The organism is Silvania hatchlandensis, assembly GCF_025564065.1.
Taxonomy (GTDB): Bacteria; Pseudomonadota; Gammaproteobacteria; order Enterobacterales; family Enterobacteriaceae; genus Enterobacter; species Enterobacter hatchlandensis.
The window spans coordinates 98,892-115,283 of the sequence record NZ_JAMGZK010000046.1 but is presented as its reverse complement, the minus strand read 5'-3'; the positions used below and the strand labels follow the sequence as shown (position 1 = coordinate 115,283).

17 protein-coding genes, 2 tRNA genes and 1 pseudogene are annotated in these 16,392 nt (G+C 55.1%); 10 read left to right on the top strand and 10 right to left on the bottom strand.

The annotated features are described in order from the left end of the window. Positions 1-132 precede the first annotated feature (132 nt). Positions 133-945, top strand: coding sequence for a mannosyl-3-phosphoglycerate phosphatase-related protein (locus M8014_RS09700; RefSeq protein ID WP_271282269.1), 813 nt, complete (start codon positions 133-135; stop codon positions 943-945). Here M8014_RS09700 and dgcQ read toward each other — a convergent pair. From dgcQ to M8014_RS09685, 3 genes are all read right to left on the bottom strand, one after another. Further along, on the bottom strand, positions 927-2,615 hold the full coding sequence (gene dgcQ / locus M8014_RS09695; RefSeq protein ID WP_418939605.1) for a cellulose biosynthesis regulator diguanylate cyclase DgcQ: 1,689 nt from the start codon (positions 2,613-2,615) through the stop codon (positions 927-929). The two genes, M8014_RS09700 and dgcQ, sit on opposite strands and share 19 nt — an antisense overlap. 110 nt (positions 2,616-2,725) lie before the next feature. Next, entirely contained in the window at positions 2,726-2,908 is a 183-nt protein-coding gene (locus M8014_RS09690; RefSeq protein WP_271282267.1) for a YodC family protein, read from the bottom strand. A 78-nt stretch (positions 2,909-2,986) separates the two neighbouring features. Further along, positions 2,987-3,898, bottom strand: a complete 912-nt coding sequence (locus M8014_RS09685) for a DUF808 family protein (RefSeq protein ID WP_271282266.1) — start codon at positions 3,896-3,898, stop codon at positions 2,987-2,989. 179 nt (positions 3,899-4,077) lie between these two features. Here M8014_RS09685 and yedA point away from each other — a divergent pair, with 179 nt between their 5' ends. Then, entirely contained in the window at positions 4,078-4,992 is a 915-nt protein-coding gene (yedA, locus tag M8014_RS09680) for a drug/metabolite exporter YedA (protein WP_271282265.1), read from the top strand. On the opposite strand, the gene M8014_RS09675 is transcribed toward yedA, so the two are convergent. From M8014_RS09675 to drpB, 4 genes are read right to left on the bottom strand one after another with little or no spacing between them, the layout of a single operon-like run. Then, positions 4,964-5,455, bottom strand: a complete 492-nt coding sequence (locus M8014_RS09675; protein ID WP_271282264.1) for a very short patch repair endonuclease — start codon at positions 5,453-5,455, stop codon at positions 4,964-4,966. The two genes, yedA and M8014_RS09675, sit on opposite strands and share 29 nt — an antisense overlap. Then, positions 5,436-6,869 carry a DNA cytosine methyltransferase gene (locus tag M8014_RS09670; protein WP_271282263.1) on the bottom strand — a complete coding sequence of 478 codons (1,434 nt, stop codon included), beginning with the start codon at positions 6,867-6,869 and terminating at the stop codon, positions 5,436-5,438. Before M8014_RS09670 ends, M8014_RS09675 begins: the two co-directional genes overlap by 20 nt. A gap of 49 nt (positions 6,870-6,918) precedes the next feature. Further along, positions 6,919-7,614, bottom strand: coding sequence for a phosphohydrolase (locus M8014_RS09665; protein WP_271282262.1), 696 nt, complete (start codon positions 7,612-7,614; stop codon positions 6,919-6,921). 41 nt (positions 7,615-7,655) lie between these two features. After that, positions 7,656-7,928, bottom strand: coding sequence for a cell division protein DrpB (drpB, locus tag M8014_RS09660; RefSeq protein WP_271282261.1), 273 nt, complete (start codon positions 7,926-7,928; stop codon positions 7,656-7,658). A gap of 289 nt (positions 7,929-8,217) precedes the next feature. On the opposite strand from drpB, the gene M8014_RS09655 reads away from it, so the two are divergent. Next, positions 8,218-9,825 (top strand): sensor histidine kinase, encoded by a 1,608-nt coding sequence (locus M8014_RS09655; protein WP_271282260.1) that lies wholly within the window; start codon positions 8,218-8,220, stop codon positions 9,823-9,825. Continuing rightward, positions 9,822-10,538, top strand: a complete 717-nt coding sequence (dcuR, locus tag M8014_RS09650; RefSeq protein ID WP_271282259.1) for a two-component system response regulator DcuR — start codon at positions 9,822-9,824, stop codon at positions 10,536-10,538. Before M8014_RS09655 ends, dcuR begins: the two co-directional genes overlap by 4 nt. Positions 10,539-10,706: 168 nt before the next feature. On the opposite strand, the gene M8014_RS09645 is transcribed toward dcuR, so the two are convergent. Further along, positions 10,707-10,796: transfer RNA gene (locus tag M8014_RS09645), tRNA-Ser, on the bottom strand. 93 nt (positions 10,797-10,889) lie between these two features. Between M8014_RS09645 and mtfA the strand changes: the two genes are divergently transcribed. Continuing rightward, on the top strand, positions 10,890-11,687 hold the full coding sequence (gene mtfA / locus M8014_RS09640) for a DgsA anti-repressor MtfA (protein ID WP_271282258.1): 798 nt from the start codon (positions 10,890-10,892) through the stop codon (positions 11,685-11,687). Positions 11,688-11,787: 100 nt separating this feature from the next. Next, positions 11,788-11,863: transfer RNA gene (locus M8014_RS09635), tRNA-Asn, on the top strand. Positions 11,864-11,915: 52 nt separating this feature from the next. Here M8014_RS09635 and M8014_RS09630 read toward each other — a convergent pair. Continuing rightward, positions 11,916-12,011: pseudogene (locus M8014_RS09630) on the bottom strand (transcriptional regulator); the annotation flags it as partial. Between the two features lie 147 nt (positions 12,012-12,158). After that, a complete protein-coding gene (locus M8014_RS09625) occupies positions 12,159-12,404 on the bottom strand; it encodes a YmjA family protein (protein WP_271282257.1) in 246 nt (81 codons plus the stop codon). 775 nt (positions 12,405-13,179) lie between these two features. On the opposite strand from M8014_RS09625, the gene M8014_RS09620 reads away from it, so the two are divergent. The 4 genes from M8014_RS09620 (at position 13,180) to M8014_RS09605 (ending at position 16,361) form a co-directional block, all read left to right on the top strand. After that, positions 13,180-13,527 carry a DUF4870 family protein gene (locus M8014_RS09620; RefSeq protein WP_271282256.1) on the top strand — a complete coding sequence of 116 codons (348 nt, stop codon included), beginning with the start codon at positions 13,180-13,182 and terminating at the stop codon, positions 13,525-13,527. A 91-nt stretch (positions 13,528-13,618) separates the two neighbouring features. Next, a complete protein-coding gene (locus tag M8014_RS09615) occupies positions 13,619-14,359 on the top strand; it encodes a hypothetical protein (RefSeq protein ID WP_271282255.1) in 741 nt (246 codons plus the stop codon). Then, on the top strand, positions 14,356-16,032 hold the full coding sequence (locus tag M8014_RS09610; protein WP_271282254.1) for a hypothetical protein: 1,677 nt from the start codon (positions 14,356-14,358) through the stop codon (positions 16,030-16,032). Before M8014_RS09615 ends, M8014_RS09610 begins: the two co-directional genes overlap by 4 nt. 41 nt (positions 16,033-16,073) lie before the next feature. Then, positions 16,074-16,361, top strand: a complete 288-nt coding sequence (locus M8014_RS09605) for a hypothetical protein (protein WP_271282253.1) — start codon at positions 16,074-16,076, stop codon at positions 16,359-16,361. The last annotated feature ends 31 nt before the right edge of the window (positions 16,362-16,392 follow it).

Below are 16,392 nucleotides of genomic sequence, written 5' to 3'. Positions count from 1 at the left end.
AGATTTGAGTTATGGTTGCCGACATGCGGCAGGCCTGGGGCCTGAGCGGTAACGGTCCCAATTTGCGTATATTTTAACCCCTTTTTGTTTAAGACTATTCTTAAGACAGCCTACATATTTACGGGAGACACCATGCCTTCACTTCAGGATCCTCTGCTGGTTTACAGCGATCTGGACGGCACCCTGCTGGATATTCACACCTACAGCTGGCAACCGGCTCTCGGCTGGCTGGAGACGCTGAAGGATAATCAAATCCCGGTCATTTTATGCAGCAGCAAGACCGCAGCCGAGATGCTGGAGATTCAGAGTGACCTTGGGCTGGATGGGCTGCCCTTTATTGCGGAAAACGGTGCGGTGATCCAGCTTGACGTCCGCTGGAACGATCACCCCGACGCGCCCCGGTTAATGAACGGCATTCCGCACGCTGAGATTGTGAGTATCATCAATCAGCTACGCAGCCGCGACGGGTATAAGTTCACCACCTTTGATGACGTGGACGTACGGGTGATTGGCGAGTGGACCGGGCTGAGCAATGAGAGAGCGGCGCTGGCGCGGCTGCACGAAGCCTCGGCGACGCTCATCTGGCGCGACAGCGACGAAAAAATGGCGGCATTTGAGGCGGCGCTGGTGGAGCTGGGCCTGAAGTTTGTGCAGGGTGCCCGCTTCTGGCACATCCTCGACGCGCGCGGCGGTAAGGATCAGGCGATTAACTGGCTCAATGCCCAGTACCTTCAGCGTGAAGGCAACCTTCCCACCACGCTGGGGCTGGGGGACGGGCCAAACGACGCCCCGCTGCTGGATAGCGTGGACTTCGCGGTGGTGGTCAAGGGTATCAACCGCCATGGCATCCAGCTTAAAAATGATACCCCGGAACGGGTCTACCATACCCAACAGCCCGGTCCGGCAGGCTGGCGTGAAGGACTGGATCACTTTATCGGGTCCTGACTGACCACCTGATTGCGTCCACGCTGCTTCGCCTGGTAAAGACGGGCATCAGCGATGGACTGCAGTTGTTCAAAATCGTAATTCCCGCTTTCCTGCGCGCTGCTGACGCCAATCGACACGCTGATGCGCGTTGTCCGGCTCTTTTTCACCAGGATCTCACGGCGGTTGATGCGCGCCCGGATGCGCTCGGCAATCTGCGCCGCTTCTTCCAGAGAGGTGTCCGGGAGCACAATACAGAACTCTTCGCCGCCCACGCGCCCGGCGACATCCCCATCGCGTATAGTGCTGGTTATTAACCCACCCGCGTGGACCAGCACTTTATCCCCCGCCTGGTGGCCGAACTGGTCATTCACATTTTTGAAATGGTCCAGATCCAGCTGCATCACCGAATAGGGTTGCTTCAACTGCTGGCACGTTGCCGCCAGCGCCAGGGCGCGCTCAAACAGCGCCCCGCGGTTATTCATGCGCGTAAGGGGGTCATGCCACGCCTGCCACTGCAGCGAATGCTGGAGCGTAGACATATTGCCGACCGTGCGGTGGATCACCAGCCACGAGCCCACCAGCATGCTGGTAAACAGCAGCCACAGCAGGGCCAGCGCAATACTGATGCTGCCAAAATCACCGTGCGCCCCTTCGCTGAGGGTGTGGATGCGCAGCAACATGCCATCAAAGTGATCAAGATGTTGCCAGTTAACGTAGCGGCTGCCCAGCCGCAGACCGCCCTGGGTATCGTCTTCACGCGCATGGGCAATTTGTGCGATTTCGCGCTCGTCGAAGCGGTGGACCTTGCTGGCATCACTCGCGGAGGTGGCGAGCAGATTAAAGCGCTTGTCGTACAGCTGATACTCCCCTTCCCCGCGCCCGTTCACGGCATCCTGTAACAGATGTTTGAGGGTCGAGACGGAAAAATCGATCGCCAGCACCCCGTACCAGTAACGCTTAAAATCGACCGGCACGCTGACGGTGACAATCTGTTCGTTTTCAGCTCCGGCCAGCGCCGGTTGTGTAAACCAGCGCACGCTGCGGGACGGGTTCTCACGCTCCGACTGGCCGGTGTACCACGGGCTGGTCACCCGCTGGTAATAACGGGTGGTGATGTCATCTCGCCAGTCGGCGGGATCGGTCGAAACGTAAAAACCGGCGCGCGATACATACGTCACCTTCTTTACCAGCCGCTCCGGGGACGAGATCCGCAGCAGATAGCCTACTTCAAAGGCCGCGCTCAGCTCGTTAACGATCTGCTTGTCGTCGCGGTCCAGAGCCGTCGTTTGTTCCACAAAAGCATCGGAGACGCCGTTGACCGGCAGGGTGCGCCGCTCATCGAAGGTGAGTTGCCAGAAGGGTTGATTTCGTAAGCTGTTGAAGCGGGACACGGTGTCGCGCAGGACGGTAGAGGCCAGCGGCGCCTGCAGCGCATCATACATACCGTTGCGAAAAAACAGCAGTTTTTCGACGCTGAACTCCAGCTGGCGATCCAGCGAATTGACGACGTTCTCCAGGTGATTGCGCTGGCTGGCGGCGTAGGCATCTTCCAGCACCACCACCTCACGCCAGGTCAGCAGCGTGGAGAAAATGAGGACAGAGATGAAGCAAATATTAACAATCCGGCCCGGCTGAAAACGGTGACGCGCCAGAAAAGATTCTTTTCTCACAACGTTGTCGTGCTGCACAAACTCTCCATGAAAGCCATCTGCGCCATCCGCGCCCCATTAACGGAATATTACACTCTGCTGCGAGTATAGCGCACAAAAACGCCCGGCAATGCCGGGCGTAGCGTGACTTAAGCCTGATCGTGTCGTCGGGAACTGTCACCATGCTGAAGCTCATCTTCATGAAACGCTTCGCGCTTGATGCCGTAACCATCGTACCAACGACACTCCACCATGCCACTGGCGAAGCCCGTGACAACCATGCGCGGACCGCCGTTTTTAGGCTTAACTTCATCGCTGACCAGAAAGACCATAACCGCCTCCTTTATCAGTGCGAAACTGTATCAATTTAGACGAGGATCGGCGGTTATGCCTGGTATCAGCGCCGTTTTTTAATGTGATCGACCACGCATTTTCGCCACGAGTTTTACCCCCGCAACGACAACGGCCCCGACGATAAAACCGATCACCAGATGCAGCAGCGTCGGCAGAATTGCGCCGACAAACGCGCCCTGCCCCGCGGCCATGTGCTCAATCGCATGGTGCAGCGCCGAAATGCCGTGAACGATAATTCCCCCGCCGACGAGGAACATCGCTACCGTCCCAATCACTGACAGGGATTTCATCAGCCACGGGGCCACCACCAGCAGCGCTTTTCCGGTCACCTTCGCCAGCACGCTGGTTTTTTCGTTCAGCCAGAAGCCGACGTCATCGAGCTTGACGATGATCCCCACCAGGCCGTAAACACCCACGGTCACCACCAGCGCGATCCCGGAGAGCACCAGCACCTGGTTCAGCAGCGGCGCATCCGCCACAATCCCCAGCGTAATGGCGACAATTTCCGCCGAGAGGATAAAATCGGTGCGAATAGCGCCCTTAATTTTATCGCGTTCAAAGCTTACCGGATCTTGTGAAGCCAGCGCTTCCAGACGCTGCTGACGCGCGGCCGGGCTCTCTTTTTCTTTACGTGACTCGAAGGTGTGCAGCACTTTCTCCACCCCTTCAAAACAGAGAAACGCGCCGCCAATCATCAGCAGCGGCGTAATGGCCCACGGGATAAAGGCGCTGATCAGCAGCGCCAGCGGCACGAGGATCACTTTATTGATAAACGAGCCTTTTGCCACCGCCCAGACTACGGGCAATTCCCGGTTGGCGCGCACGCCCGAAACCTGTTGAGCATTGAGGGACAGGTCATCCCCCAGCACCCCGGCGGTCTTCTTGGCCGCCAGTTTTCCCATGATCGAAATATCGTCCAGCAGCGTGGCGATATCATCCAGCAATGTGAGTAAGCTACTTCCCGCCAAAATTACGTTCCTTCTTTTTTTGTTAGTGACCTGAACAGTATGGAGTAAAAGCCGGGAGCCCGAAACCACCCGACTTAAGTCAACAATTAATTCACATCAACGACACAATTAAAGGACTCGCCAGCGTGATAGTTTTCACGTTAACTATATGCGACCTTTTTAATTCGCCGTGAGGGAGTATGCGTTTCAGGCACTTATTACCATTAATGGGCGCGCTGTTTGCGCTGTATATCATCTGGGGCTCTACCTACTTTGTGATCCGTATCGGCGTGCAGAGCTGGCCGCCGCTGATGATGGCCGGGGTGCGTTTCCTCTCGGCGGGCGCGCTGCTGCTGGCGTTCCTGATGCTACGCGGGCATAAGCTGCCGCCGCTGCGACCTCTGCTTAACGCCGCCCTGATTGGCGTTCTGCTGCTGGCTGTCGGTAACGGCTTTGTCACCGTCGCCGAACATCAGGATGTGCCGTCCGGCATCGCCGCGGTGGTCGTCGCCACGGTGCCGCTGTTTACGCTGTGCTTCAGCCGCCTGTTTGGCATCAAGACGCGCAAGCTGGAGTGGCTCGGGATCGCCATCGGGATGGCGGGCATTATTCTGCTCAACAGTGGCGGCAACCTGAGCGGCAATCCGTGGGGCGCTCTGATGATCCTGATTGGCTCCATGAGCTGGGCATTCGGCTCGGTGTACGGGTCACGTATTGAGTTGCCCACCGGGATGATGGCCGGGGCCATTGAGATGGTGACCGCCGGGATCGTATTGCTGGCCGCCTCCCTGCTGACGGGGGAAAAAATGACGGCAATGCCTGATTTATCGGGCTTCCTGGCGGTGGGCTATCTGGCGATATTCGGCTCGGTCATTGCGATCAACGCCTATATGTTCCTGATCCGCAACGTCTCTCCGGCGGTTGCCACCAGCTATGCCTATGTGAACCCGGTGGTCGCGGTGCTGCTCGGTACCGGACTTGGCGGGGAATCGCTCTCATCCGTGGAGTGGATGGCGCTGGGAATTATTATTATGGCGGTGGTGCTGGTGACGTTAGGCAAGTATCTGCTTCCGGCTAAACCGGTGGTTACGCCGTGCCAGGCGGAGAAACCCTGAGCGGGTGAATGCCCTGAGTGTCGATCTGCGCGGTGGCACCGCCGCTGCAGATCCACTCTTCCAGCCGCTCGGTGAGCGCCGTGTCATCCAGTTTTAGTCTGCCGCGCAGGGCGCACTCCCACACCACCAGCACACGCCAGCCCTGCTGATGCAGCAATCCGATATCGCGCCGGTCGCGAACCACGTTTTTGCCAATCTTTTCCAGCCAGAAATCGGTGCGGGTCGCCGGGACCTTGAAAAGGTAACAGTCGTGGCGATGCCAGAAGCAGCCGTGAGTGAAGATCACGCCGTGCTCGCTCTCGATGACGAAGTCAGGACGTCCGGGCAGGCTGGCGTCCTGTACCCGATACTCAACCCCGAGCTGGGTTAACAGCGCCGCCAGCCGTTTCTCAATGGCGGTATCACGCGTGCCGATGGCGCGCATGTTCTTGCTGCGTGTGGCCTTACTGTGGACATCCGTCATTGACGGCCTCGCCCTGGCGCTGCTGCACGGCCTGCAGAATGCGCGACTCCAGCAGTCGGGCCACCGCAGCAAAGGCCGGAACCACCACGGAGTTACCAAACTGGCGATAGGCCTGGGTGTCCGACACCGGAATGCGGAACTGATAACCCTGCGGCGTTTCAAAGCCCATCAGGCGTGCGCACTCCCGGGGGGTCAGGCGACGCGGACGATGGCGCTGGTTGTGGGGATCGTCGAAATCACGCTCGCCGAGCGCTTTATCCCAGCCGCGGTCAACCAGGATTTCGGCGCCATCTTTGTAGTAACGCGCCGACAGCGTGCGGGCGACGCTGTTAGGATTGGTGGGATCCACCATCCCGAAGCCAAAGCCGTTACCTTTCGCCTGATGCTTTTTCGCATAGCGGTACAGGTACTTCCACAGCACCGGGGTGAGAATAAACTTGGCGTCCACTGCCGGCTCCAGCAGATCGGCGATGGTAGGTCGGCGGGCTGGCCAAAGCGCCGGAAGATCGCGTAGGGTGAAGTTTTTGCTCAGGTTGAGATCGCGACGGAAGCCCACCAGAATGATGCGCTCCCGATGCTGGGGCAGGAAATGCTTGCCGTCGACGATCTTCGGATCGTCGGGCCCGCTCTCTCCGGCATCGGACACGTCGTACCCCAGGTCGTCCAGCGTCTGCATAATGATGCGGAAGGTTTTTCCGCCGTCATGGCTCTTCAGGTTTTTGACGTTCTCCAGCACAAAAATCGCCGGACGGCGGGCATCTATAATGCGCGCCACGTCGAAGAACAGCGTTCCCTGGGTGTCGCAGGCAAAGCCGTGGGCGCGGCCGAGGGCGTTCTTTTTCGACACCCCCGCCAGCGAAAAAGGCTGACACGGGAAGCCCGCCAGCAACACATCGTGCGCCGGAATGGCGTTGCGGATATGCGTCGCCGCCTCGGCATCGGTCACGCCGCTCTGGTGACTGAGCGTCACCTCACGAATGTCCTCATTAAACTGATGCGCCTGCGGATCGCAGTACCAGTTGGCCTTATAGGTGCGCACCGCGTGTTTGTTCCATTCGCTGGTGAACACGCACTGGCCACCAATCGCCTCAAAGCCGTGGCGGATCCCGCCAATCCCGGCGAACAGATCAACAAACCGAAAAGCATACTGCGGGTGATGGGCTGGAGGACGGGGCAGCAGGTTTTGCAACAAGCTAAACTCACCCTCGCTAAGGCGCTGGCCTGCGCGATCGCTGGTCACCAGCCGCTTAATAATCGCCGGGCTCCAGTGGCTTTCGCCCTGCGCATTGAGTTGATTTGCTAATGATCTGGCATCGTAAATTTCCAGCAGTTGACACAACAACGCCTGAACCGACGCCGTTGATTTCTCTGCCAGCGCAAGCGTGGACTCCGTCACTGATACATTTTCCTGCATAGGTTTAACCGGCCAAAAGGGACTCAAAACAGAGTAACACAGAAAGGCACTATCGACTGCAGCCGAAACGCCGTAACACCGCGCTGTCGATACCCTGGCAATCGCCGCCCAGTTCGGCGCTGAGCTTGGCCATAAACTGGATCAGGAAATCGGCATTATGCTGCGCAAGCGCCTTTCCAGCGGCGGTTTGCATAGTCCCCGGCAGGCGTAACAATTTGGTCTGGAAATGATCGAGGGCAAACGCCCGGTCATCCAGCGCGCGTCGGTCGGCAAAAGGATCGTCCGCATCAAACAACGCCACCCCCAGCGCGCCGGACACAGCAAACACACGCGCCAGGCCGATCGCCCCGAGCGCTTCCAGCCTGTCGGCATCCTGCACAATTTTCGCTTCCAGAGTTTGGGGGGCAATCCCGGCGCTGAAGCTGTGTGCTTCGATAGCATGCTGGATCGCAGCATAATGATGGGCTGGGAAGTCCGGGAAATGTTCGCTGAGAATAGCGCGCGTCTTTTCGGCCGCCAGCTGCGAGGAGCGGCCGCGTTGGGGATGATTTTTGGGCAGGCTGACAATATCGTGAAAATAGCAGGCCGCCAGGATCGTCAGCCCTTCGACCGGCTGATTGACCATTAGCCGCTGTGACGTCTGCCAGACGCGGCGAAAATGCGATATGTCATGGGCCGCATCATCAGCAGGATGATGCGCCGCCAGCCAGGTTTCAAAACGTTGCTGCCACTGTTCGAGGTCCATAGCACTTTCCACACAATGAAAAGCCGTACAATAGCAATTATTTAATTATCTGCCACATCGCGGGGCCGGGTATACCAGGCAATCGCTCCGAGGATCAACCCCACCGCCCCCAACAGCAGAAAACCGAGCAATGCACCCAGCCATTTCCCGGATGTTGATCCAATCTCGCCGTCAATGAGGGAATCTGATACGACGTTTACTTTGCTGATCACCCAGAAATAGTGACCCATCGCCCAGATAAAATAGCCGCAAAATGCGTAAAACACCCACAGTGCCAGTTTTCCCCCGAGGCTGCGATTGTGCTTGCTTTCCATTATTTTCGTCCTTGTAATTACCACATCGCCATTTTAAACCGTGAAATAAATCACATTTTTGAACTAAACGCATCCCCTCGGGACGATTCTTACCCGTCAGTTTGCGTTAAGTTGATCTCCGGCAAATTTTGACTGATAGCGATAATGGTTTCGTGACAGATATTTATCAAACCGGGATGCCGTACGAAATGGGGCTGACTCCGATCGTCTCCTCTGCCAACATTTACACAGCTTTAACAAACCGGCGTCATCAGCGATAATGCCTCTTTCTGTCCTGCCTGGAGTTTCAATGCGCGATTTGCCCCCCGTGACGACCCCGAACAAGCGCCCAATGAAACTGAACACCCTCGTCACCCTGATGGTCTACAGCGTGACTGGCTGCATATTAGTGGTGATTTTTGCGCTCTACTTTGCGCAAATAACCAAAGCGACGCGCGATGGGGTGCGGGATACCGCCCTGGCCGTCGCCAGAACGCTGGCCGACAGCCCGGCGGTGATCCACGGCTTATCCCTCCCCCCGCAAAGCAACATTATTCAGCCTGTCGCCCTCGCGGTTATGCAGCGTAACAACCTGCTGTTTGCCGTGGTCACTGATATGCAGGGCATCCGCTATTCCCATCCTGACAGCACCCTGCTCGGCAAAGCCTTTATTGGCGACGATCTGCGGCCTGCGCTGAAGGATAAAGAAAATGTTGCCATCAACCATGGCGTGCTCGACGAGGCGCTGCGCGTTTTCACGCCAGTATATAACGCCCAGCGTCAGCAGATTGGGGTGGTTGCCGTCGGGATCTCCCTACAGAAGGTCGAGCAGCAGATCGCCCGCAACCGCTGGGATGCTATATGGCTGGTGCTGTTCAGCGCGCTGCTCGGCGCGCTGGGCGCGTGGGGGCTGGTGCGGATGTTAAAGCGCGTGCTGTTTGGCCTTGAACCCTATCAAATTTCAGCCCTGCTGGAGCAGCGCCAGGCGATGCTGCACTCCCTACGGGAAGGCGTCATCGCGGTCGATCGGCAAGGACATGTAACGATGGTGAACCATGCGGCCCGCCAGATCCTGAATATCAGCGGCGACGCGCTGCATGATGCGCCCCTGCTGGCAAATCTGCGTGAGGTATTGCGCTCCGGCCAGCCGCGTCAGGATCAAAAGCTCAACTGCCACGGCCAACTCTTACTCTGTAACACCCTGCCGGTGTGGAGCGACAATCAGCTGATGGGTGCCATCACCACCTTTCGCGATAAAACGGAAATCAGCCAGCTGATGCAGCGCATGGACGGGATGGCGAATTACCTTGATGCACTACGAACCCATTCCCATGAGTTTATGAATAAGCTGCATGTGATCCTTGGCCTGCTGAACATGAAGCACTATGACCAGCTGGAGCGGTACGTCCTGCTCACCGCCAACAGCTGGCAGAACGATATTGGTGCCATCCAGCGTACCGTCAAGTCACCGGTGGTCGCCGGGTTTCTGCTCGGTAAAATCAACCGCGCCAGAGAGTTAGGGTATAGCCTGACGCTGGCCGCCGAGAGTGACGTGCCGGATAATCCCGATGAAAAGCAGGTCACAGGTCTTATCACTATTCTGGGCAATCTGATTGAAAATGCGCTGGATGCGATGGCCGCGCAGCCCGAAGGGGAAATCAACCTGCTGCTGCACTACCAGAATGGCTGGCTCAGCGTCGAGGTGAGCGATGACGGGCCCGGTATCGACCCGCAAGACCTGAGTGCTATTTTTAATAAAGGCTTCTCCACCAAAGGAGAAAACCGCGGAGTCGGCCTGTTCCTCGCCCGTCAGCAAACCGAAAGCCTTGGCGGCGAGATAGCCGTCGAATCTGAGCCGGGCGTGTTTACTCAGTTTTTTGTACAGATCCCGTGGGAATGTGAAAGGAAGATCGCGTGATAGATGTTTTGATTGTCGATGATGATGCCATGGTGGCCGACCTCAACCGCCAGTACGTGAACCGGGTTGAGGGTTTTCGCTGTTGTGGGGTAGCGACCACGCTTGCTGAAGCCGGCGCGGTGGTTAACGATCCTGCCCGGTCGCTGGATCTGCTCCTGCTCGACGTCTATATGCATGACAACGGCCTTAGCCTGCTGCCAATAGTGCGCGCCTCAGGACGTAAGATAGATGTGATTATGATCTCGTCGGCATCCGATGCGGCAACCATTCAAACGGCCATGCACTACGGGGTGGTGGATTATCTGATCAAGCCGTTCCCGTTTCCGCGCTTTGAAGAGGCCCTGATTGGCTGGCGCGAGAAGAAAAACCTGATGGATTCGCATCAGTATTATGAACAGGCCGACGTTGACCGGCTGCTGCGAGGCGGCGCGCCGGGGCTGGCGGACAGTCGTCGCCTGCCAAAGGGGCTGACGACGCAGACGCTGCGCACCCTTTGCCTGTGGATTGATGCGCATCAGGAGACTGAGTTCTCCACTGACGATCTGGCGAACGCAGTCAATATTTCCCGGGTCTCATGCCGCAAATATCTGATTTGGCTGGCGCAGGTCAATATCCTGTTTACCAGCATTCACTATGGTGCAACCGGACGCCCGGTGTATCGCTATCGCCTGCAGCCCGCACAAATAGCCTTACTCAGACAGTATTGCCATTGATGTAATGAATACAATGCAACCCATACAGGCAAACACCCTGATTCAGTTCACATATATTGTTACCAAGCGGTAAAGCGCTGTGCCTTCTCATAATCAGAATGATAAGGTACACCACGCCCGGGAGGGCTAAGCATAATGCGTTCGGGAAGTATGACTGACGAGGAAAAGTGGCGGAGAGAGGGGGATTTGAACCCCCGGTAGAGTTGCCCCTACTCTAGTTTTCGAGACTAGTCCGTTCAGCCGCTCCGGCATCTCTCCGTTTTGATGGTTGCCATCATGCCAGGTAATTTGGCATTTTAACAGACCAAAACCTTTCAATTTTGTTCATGTGACGAGTTTGCGAGCAAAGCGATGATTAAATGGCCCTGGAAATCGAATGAATCCGCCCGAAGTACGGCGCTGCCGTGGGATGAGGCTCTGGCAATCCCCGTGCTCTCTACACTGTCGGATGAGGACAAGCTTCGCCTGGTCCATCTGGCCCAGCGTTTCTTACAGCAAAAACGACTGGTTCCGCTACAGGGCTTTGAACTCGACGATCGCCGAAGCACGCGTATCGCCCTGCTCTTTTGCCTGCCGGTACTGGAACTCGGTATCGAGTGGCTGGACGGTTTCCATGAAGTGTTGATCTATCCGGCACCGTTCGTGGTGGATGACGAATGGGAAGACGACATCGGACTGGTTCACAATCAGCGGGTGGTGCAGTCCGGCCAAAGCTGGCAGCAAGGGCCTATTATCCTCAACTGGCTGGATATTCAGGACTCGTTCGACGCCTCGGGTTTTAACCTGATCGTGCATGAAGTGGCGCACAAGCTGGATACCCGCAACGGTGACCGCGCCAGCGGCGTGCCGTTTATCCCGCTACGTGAAGTGGCAGGCTGGGAGCACGATCTGCATGCGGCCATGAACAATATTCAGGATGAAATTGATCTGGTAGGGGAAAGCGCGGCCAGCATCGATGCTTACGCCGCCACCGATCCCGCCGAGTGCTTTGCCGTGCTGTCGGAATATTTCTTTAGCGCACCGGAGCTTTTCGCCCCGCGCTTCCCGGCACTGTGGCAACGTTTTTGCTATTTTTACCAGCAGGACCCGATGCAGCGTTTACGTGACAATAGCGAAGATGGCGAGGATCCCGCCACTCAAGTACACTAAATCCGCATTTTGCGCCTTAATTAGCCAACTGAATCAGCATGTTGAAATTAGGGTTGACACAAAATAGCGAGGCCATTAATATGCGCCTCGTTCAAACGATTCCTCTGTAGTTCAGTCGGTAGAACGGCGGACTGTTAATCCGTATGTCACTGGTTCGAGTCCAGTCAGAGGAGCCAAATTAGAGAAGCCCGCTTAAGGAAACTTAAGCGGGCTTTTTGCTTTTACATTTTACAGTACAAATGCATAGTGCGAACCGTCCGGCAGCTCAACATCAAGACGCAGTGTATCGCCTGCTGCCTCAACGTACCGTTTGAGTGTGGAAAGCATGTAACTTTACGGAAAAACGGAAGGGGCATTCAGCTATTTCAGCGAACATCTTGCAAGACATTCACCGTTTTGCGACCCGAAAAAAAATCCGGAAACGCAGCGCATTTCCGGATCCTGAATCAAGCGGCATTACATCAACAGAAACTATTCATTGCCCCATTGATTGAGGAACGTCGCTATCTCATCTATGCGCTGCGCGTTGATACCTGCTTCAGAGGCCATCTCCTGCTGCGCTTCTTCACTGATTTCTTCGTTATTCATTAAGCGGGTGAGCAGCAGCTGGAAGTAGTGTGCCAGGGAATCACGCTCTGACTCGCTCACCGGCGTTGCGGATTCCGTCGCGTACTCATCCGCGATGTCATAATATTTGATCGGTACTTCATTGTTCATAAGTCGCCCCCAAGGGTTAATGTCTGTATCAGTGCTGTCTGCATCGTCTCGGACAAGAGCAGTTCTGACCATGGGAGTGTACTGTGTAATGGCTTCAGATCTGACACCTTTTTGCATTTTAGACGCGCATTGCTCACTAAAAGCGAAAAGGGCCAGATCTGAGGTTTTACTGGCCTTACAAACCTGCCGCCTGCCAGCCATTATTACTTTTGAAGATCACAATTTTGCTTCGTTTCACCTCATCGATACGCGTCACGCCAGCTTCAGCAACTGTTTTTTATCCACCCAGCATCTGCTCCACGTGTAATGGAATACGAAATTTAAAATCAACGTGTATTCTCGGCTATTTCATTAATCAACCAATGTCATTGTGGCGAAGCTAAATGCAATTTTCTGTTTTGTATAATTTGCGCTAAGCATAAAATTAACAGCGATATTTTTAATTATTGCTGACATACTCGCGATTTAACCACCATTAATAGTAGTTACATTTAGCTAAAAACAGCGAAGCCTTAGCGCTTTAAGTGGATTAACATCTTGATAACTACCAGAATTGGATATTGACGGAATACGTTAACGTGCTAAATTCTTCTGGCTTTTTTTGGGGCTAGCCCTTTACCTGCTTCTGACAGTGAATAACGATAATAATTTTTTTCATCAATCTGTCATAACAATACAGTCCAATGGGGTAATCGAAGTTACGATCGTCAGACTAATGCAAGAAATGTATTACCAGCACGTCTTTTCACCTTAACTAAAATCGCGAGAATATTCTATGTCTGAACAATTGCAGAACCCAACGATCGCCGCACAATCGAAAGTCACGACCATCAGAATTATTTATATTCTGTTCATCGTCAGCTATTTCACCGGCGGGTTAGCCGCGCTTGTTGGCGTGATTATGGCCTACGTCAATCGCTCCAGCGCAACGGCGTTCGAGAAAGAGCACCTTAACTATCTCATCAAACTGTTCTGGATTAGCTTTGTGCTCGTTATTGTTGCCTTACTGACCTGGGTATTTGTCATTGGTATGATTGTTGGCCTTGCCTGGTTTATCTGGTCATTAATCAAAATTATTAAGGGTATGACCCGTCTGGGTGAAGGCAAACTGCCGAAAGCATAACGCTCGCACAAGTATTCCCTTCAAAAGTTATCAATGGTGACATTGATAACTTTTTGCATTGATAAAACATGAACAAAAACGGAATTAAGCAATGAGCGTGTCACTGCACAACTTAACCCTGCGAAGTTTACTGGTTCTGGCATTAATTCTCGGGTTAAGCGGCTGCTCTGTCCGTTACGATAAAAACGGTAAGATCCTTTTTAATACTGACCTGGCGAGCGTGCTGGGGAATGAAGTCGGTCAATTTACGCTGGCCGATGGCTCGAAAGGCGCGTTAAGAGAACTGGGTGGCCGCTACAGTCTGAAATGGAGCAATCTGATGATTGAGCGCCCGCTGGAAGGCGTGAGCTGGGCAAGGATCATCAATCAATATCATATCGAAGGACATACGTTGTTGCTGCTGAAAGTGGCGACGTCGTCCTGCCCGGCGCAATATCGGCTGGTCGACCTGCAGAACACGCGTTCGCAGGAGTGGGCCTTTAGCGGAATATGCGATATCGGACCGGATATAACTGCCAGCGCGGATAAACTGCAGCTGAACTTTAAAACCGAGAATCGTATTGAACAATTCAACTGGCAGCATGGTGAGGTTTACCATCGTCGGCTGCCCGTTCAGCCGCAAAAAACCGTGCAGACTGACCGCCAAGAGAAGGTCAAAACGTCGCGTAAAGCCAAATCACAGAGCTCATCTAAGCCGATAAAACGCACACCGGTCAAAGCTGAACAACCGCTTCCGCCTAAGGTTGCCCAGCCTGAGCTGGATAACTCACTGCCGACCGAGATCTACCAGCCGACAAAAACCCGTCAAACCAGCCTGGAGATCAAATCATGACCGAGCAGGCACAGTCAGAGACAGGGGCGCGCGACGGGATCAAGCGCTCGCCTCTCCCCTCCTGGCAAAACTGGCTGGTGATCGGCATTACCCTGACCTATCTCATTTGTGAACTGGCGTTCAACTCTCGCCTGCTCGATCTGGTCGGCAGCGTGTCAACGGCTGAAGAAGTTCACAATATTGAGCGTTATGGGCGGACATTAACCGCCATCGCGGCGGCGCTGCTGGTACTACAGTTTGCGCTGCTCGCCAATGTCAGGCTACAGAAAAAAGGCATAATCCTGACGGCAAAGGCAACCACGGTCGCGGTGCTGTTGCTGTGTCTGGTTACCGGCACGGTAACGTGGCACGCCGTGGAATGGGTGATTGAACGCCAGGTCTCGAAGAGCACCGGCGAATTTCGCCAGATGTCGCTGCTGGCGCAACTCTATCAACGTTCGTTGATTGAAGGCCATCAGACGCTGGAAGGGATCCCGTTGGATAATGCGGGCGGGCAGGTACAGACCTGGACGAGTCCGTCCGGGAAAGCGTTCCTGGCCACGCTCCCCATCCTGTTGAGTTCCTCCGATCGCTATCATCAGCTGCTGAAAAGCGGCGCAGAGCAAAATTTACGCGACAACATCAGCGCACGGGAAGGGGGTGTCCTTGGCTATTACAAAGCCTGGCTGGAGGCACGCGAAACCGTCCATAAACAGTACGTGGCCTATTACAACGATCAAATGGACATCAGCGAGGCGGTTCGCCGTGAGCAGGACAAAGCCTGGCAACGCTATGAACGCTCGTTAGAGGCAAAGCGACTGAAAACCTGGAACGTTCCCCGGCGTTACTACGCCAGCGTGCGTAACCATGTTCGCGGGCAAGGCGTACCCGTCGCCAATAACTGGTCGCCATCCGATCGCGCCGGGTTTGATGCTGCGGTAGCGAAAACCGTCAAACAGCGATATCTCGCTCAGCGAACCGTTGTATTTAACGGAGTGACTATTCCCAAACGACTCGACTGGGGGGTGTTCTTCCGCCAGGAGGTGGTACAAAAAAACCTGCGCGAAAAACTGGTGCTCCCGGCAGGCACGCTCGTTCGCGAGGAATACCCGAAAAATGACGGGTTAAAGCTGTTTGCCGCCCAGCTGCACACTCCCCATCTTAATGAGGCCGTAAAGCAGCAGTTACCGGGATTGCGGGCATCGTTAGCCAGCTACAGCGCGGGTGGCGAAAATGAAAAACAAGGTGAGGATGCCGCGCGAGCCGTCATTGTGCCGCCTGTTGCGCTGATCTTCTCCCTGATTGGCGCCCTCACCCACCTGGCAAAACTGCTCTATTTAGTGCTTGTGCCCCTGACAGCCGCCATCCTGGCCCGGCGATCCTCGCGCGCGGTACAGATCCTGAATCATCATCCGCTGATTTTCCCTGTCGCGCTCATTTCAGCGCTGCTGGTGATGTTTAGCGTGATGAATAACAGCATCACCGAATCAGCGGCCTATCAGGACTTAAGGAATGCGATGAAGGGGGCTGAAATTTCGATTACCGATGAGCCTTTAGCCCTTCGCGGCGAGGCATTACTGCGCGTTGTGCATGCTGTCAGTATTGGGCAAAGCTACAGCTATCCGATGAACCAGTACCTGCGAGAAACGGTGCTGGGAGGGTTTAATTTTGGCTATGTCACGCATGACGATTAATTTCCCTGCGGGGAAGACAACATCACCGAGAAGAGGCAGAAATGAAAAAGACATTATTAGTGGTTGTTTTACTGGGTATGAGCACATCGGTAATTGCCGGGGAAGCGCATTTTTGCGGTTCACCTGAAGTCAGCGCCCTGGCAAGCGGTCGCCAGGATGTTAATGACAGCACCGTTTTCACCTGCGGGGGTGGCGTGAAAGGCACCCTTCCGGAACTGGCAAAACAGGGCTGGAAGATTGTGCAGGTGAGCGATCAAATGGCATCGACTTCCCAGATGGATCCGAGCAAAGCCACCGTCTATTCACGTTTGATTATTCAGAAAGACTGAACTGAAGACCTTTGATAAACCCCGCAACGCG

What these genes read in the sequence shown, in the direction of transcription:
- M8014_RS09700 (WP_271282269.1), top strand. Translation starts at nt 133, where the DNA reads ATGCCTTCACTTCAGGATCCTCTGCTGGTTTACAGCGATCTGGACGGC.
- M8014_RS09690 (WP_271282267.1), bottom strand. Translation starts at nt 2,908, where the DNA reads ATGGTCTTTCTGGTCAGCGATGAAGTTAAGCCTAAAAACGGCGGTCCG.
- yedA (WP_271282265.1), top strand. Translation starts at nt 4,078, where the DNA reads ATGCGTTTCAGGCACTTATTACCATTAATGGGCGCGCTGTTTGCGCTG.
- M8014_RS09675 (WP_271282264.1), bottom strand. Translation starts at nt 5,455, where the DNA reads ATGACGGATGTCCACAGTAAGGCCACACGCAGCAAGAACATGCGCGCC.
- M8014_RS09670 (WP_271282263.1), bottom strand. Translation starts at nt 6,869, where the DNA reads ATGCAGGAAAATGTATCAGTGACGGAGTCCACGCTTGCGCTGGCAGAG.
- M8014_RS09665 (WP_271282262.1), bottom strand. Translation starts at nt 7,614, where the DNA reads ATGGACCTCGAACAGTGGCAGCAACGTTTTGAAACCTGGCTGGCGGCG.
- drpB (WP_271282261.1), bottom strand. Translation starts at nt 7,928, where the DNA reads ATGGAAAGCAAGCACAATCGCAGCCTCGGGGGAAAACTGGCACTGTGG.
- M8014_RS09655 (WP_271282260.1), top strand. Translation starts at nt 8,218, where the DNA reads ATGCGCGATTTGCCCCCCGTGACGACCCCGAACAAGCGCCCAATGAAA.
- mtfA (WP_271282258.1), top strand. Translation starts at nt 10,890, where the DNA reads ATGATTAAATGGCCCTGGAAATCGAATGAATCCGCCCGAAGTACGGCG.
- M8014_RS09625 (WP_271282257.1), bottom strand. Translation starts at nt 12,404, where the DNA reads ATGAACAATGAAGTACCGATCAAATATTATGACATCGCGGATGAGTAC.
- M8014_RS09620 (WP_271282256.1), top strand. Translation starts at nt 13,180, where the DNA reads ATGTCTGAACAATTGCAGAACCCAACGATCGCCGCACAATCGAAAGTC.
- M8014_RS09615 (WP_271282255.1), top strand. Translation starts at nt 13,619, where the DNA reads ATGAGCGTGTCACTGCACAACTTAACCCTGCGAAGTTTACTGGTTCTG.
- M8014_RS09610 (WP_271282254.1), top strand. Translation starts at nt 14,356, where the DNA reads ATGACCGAGCAGGCACAGTCAGAGACAGGGGCGCGCGACGGGATCAAG.
- M8014_RS09605 (WP_271282253.1), top strand. Translation starts at nt 16,074, where the DNA reads ATGAAAAAGACATTATTAGTGGTTGTTTTACTGGGTATGAGCACATCG.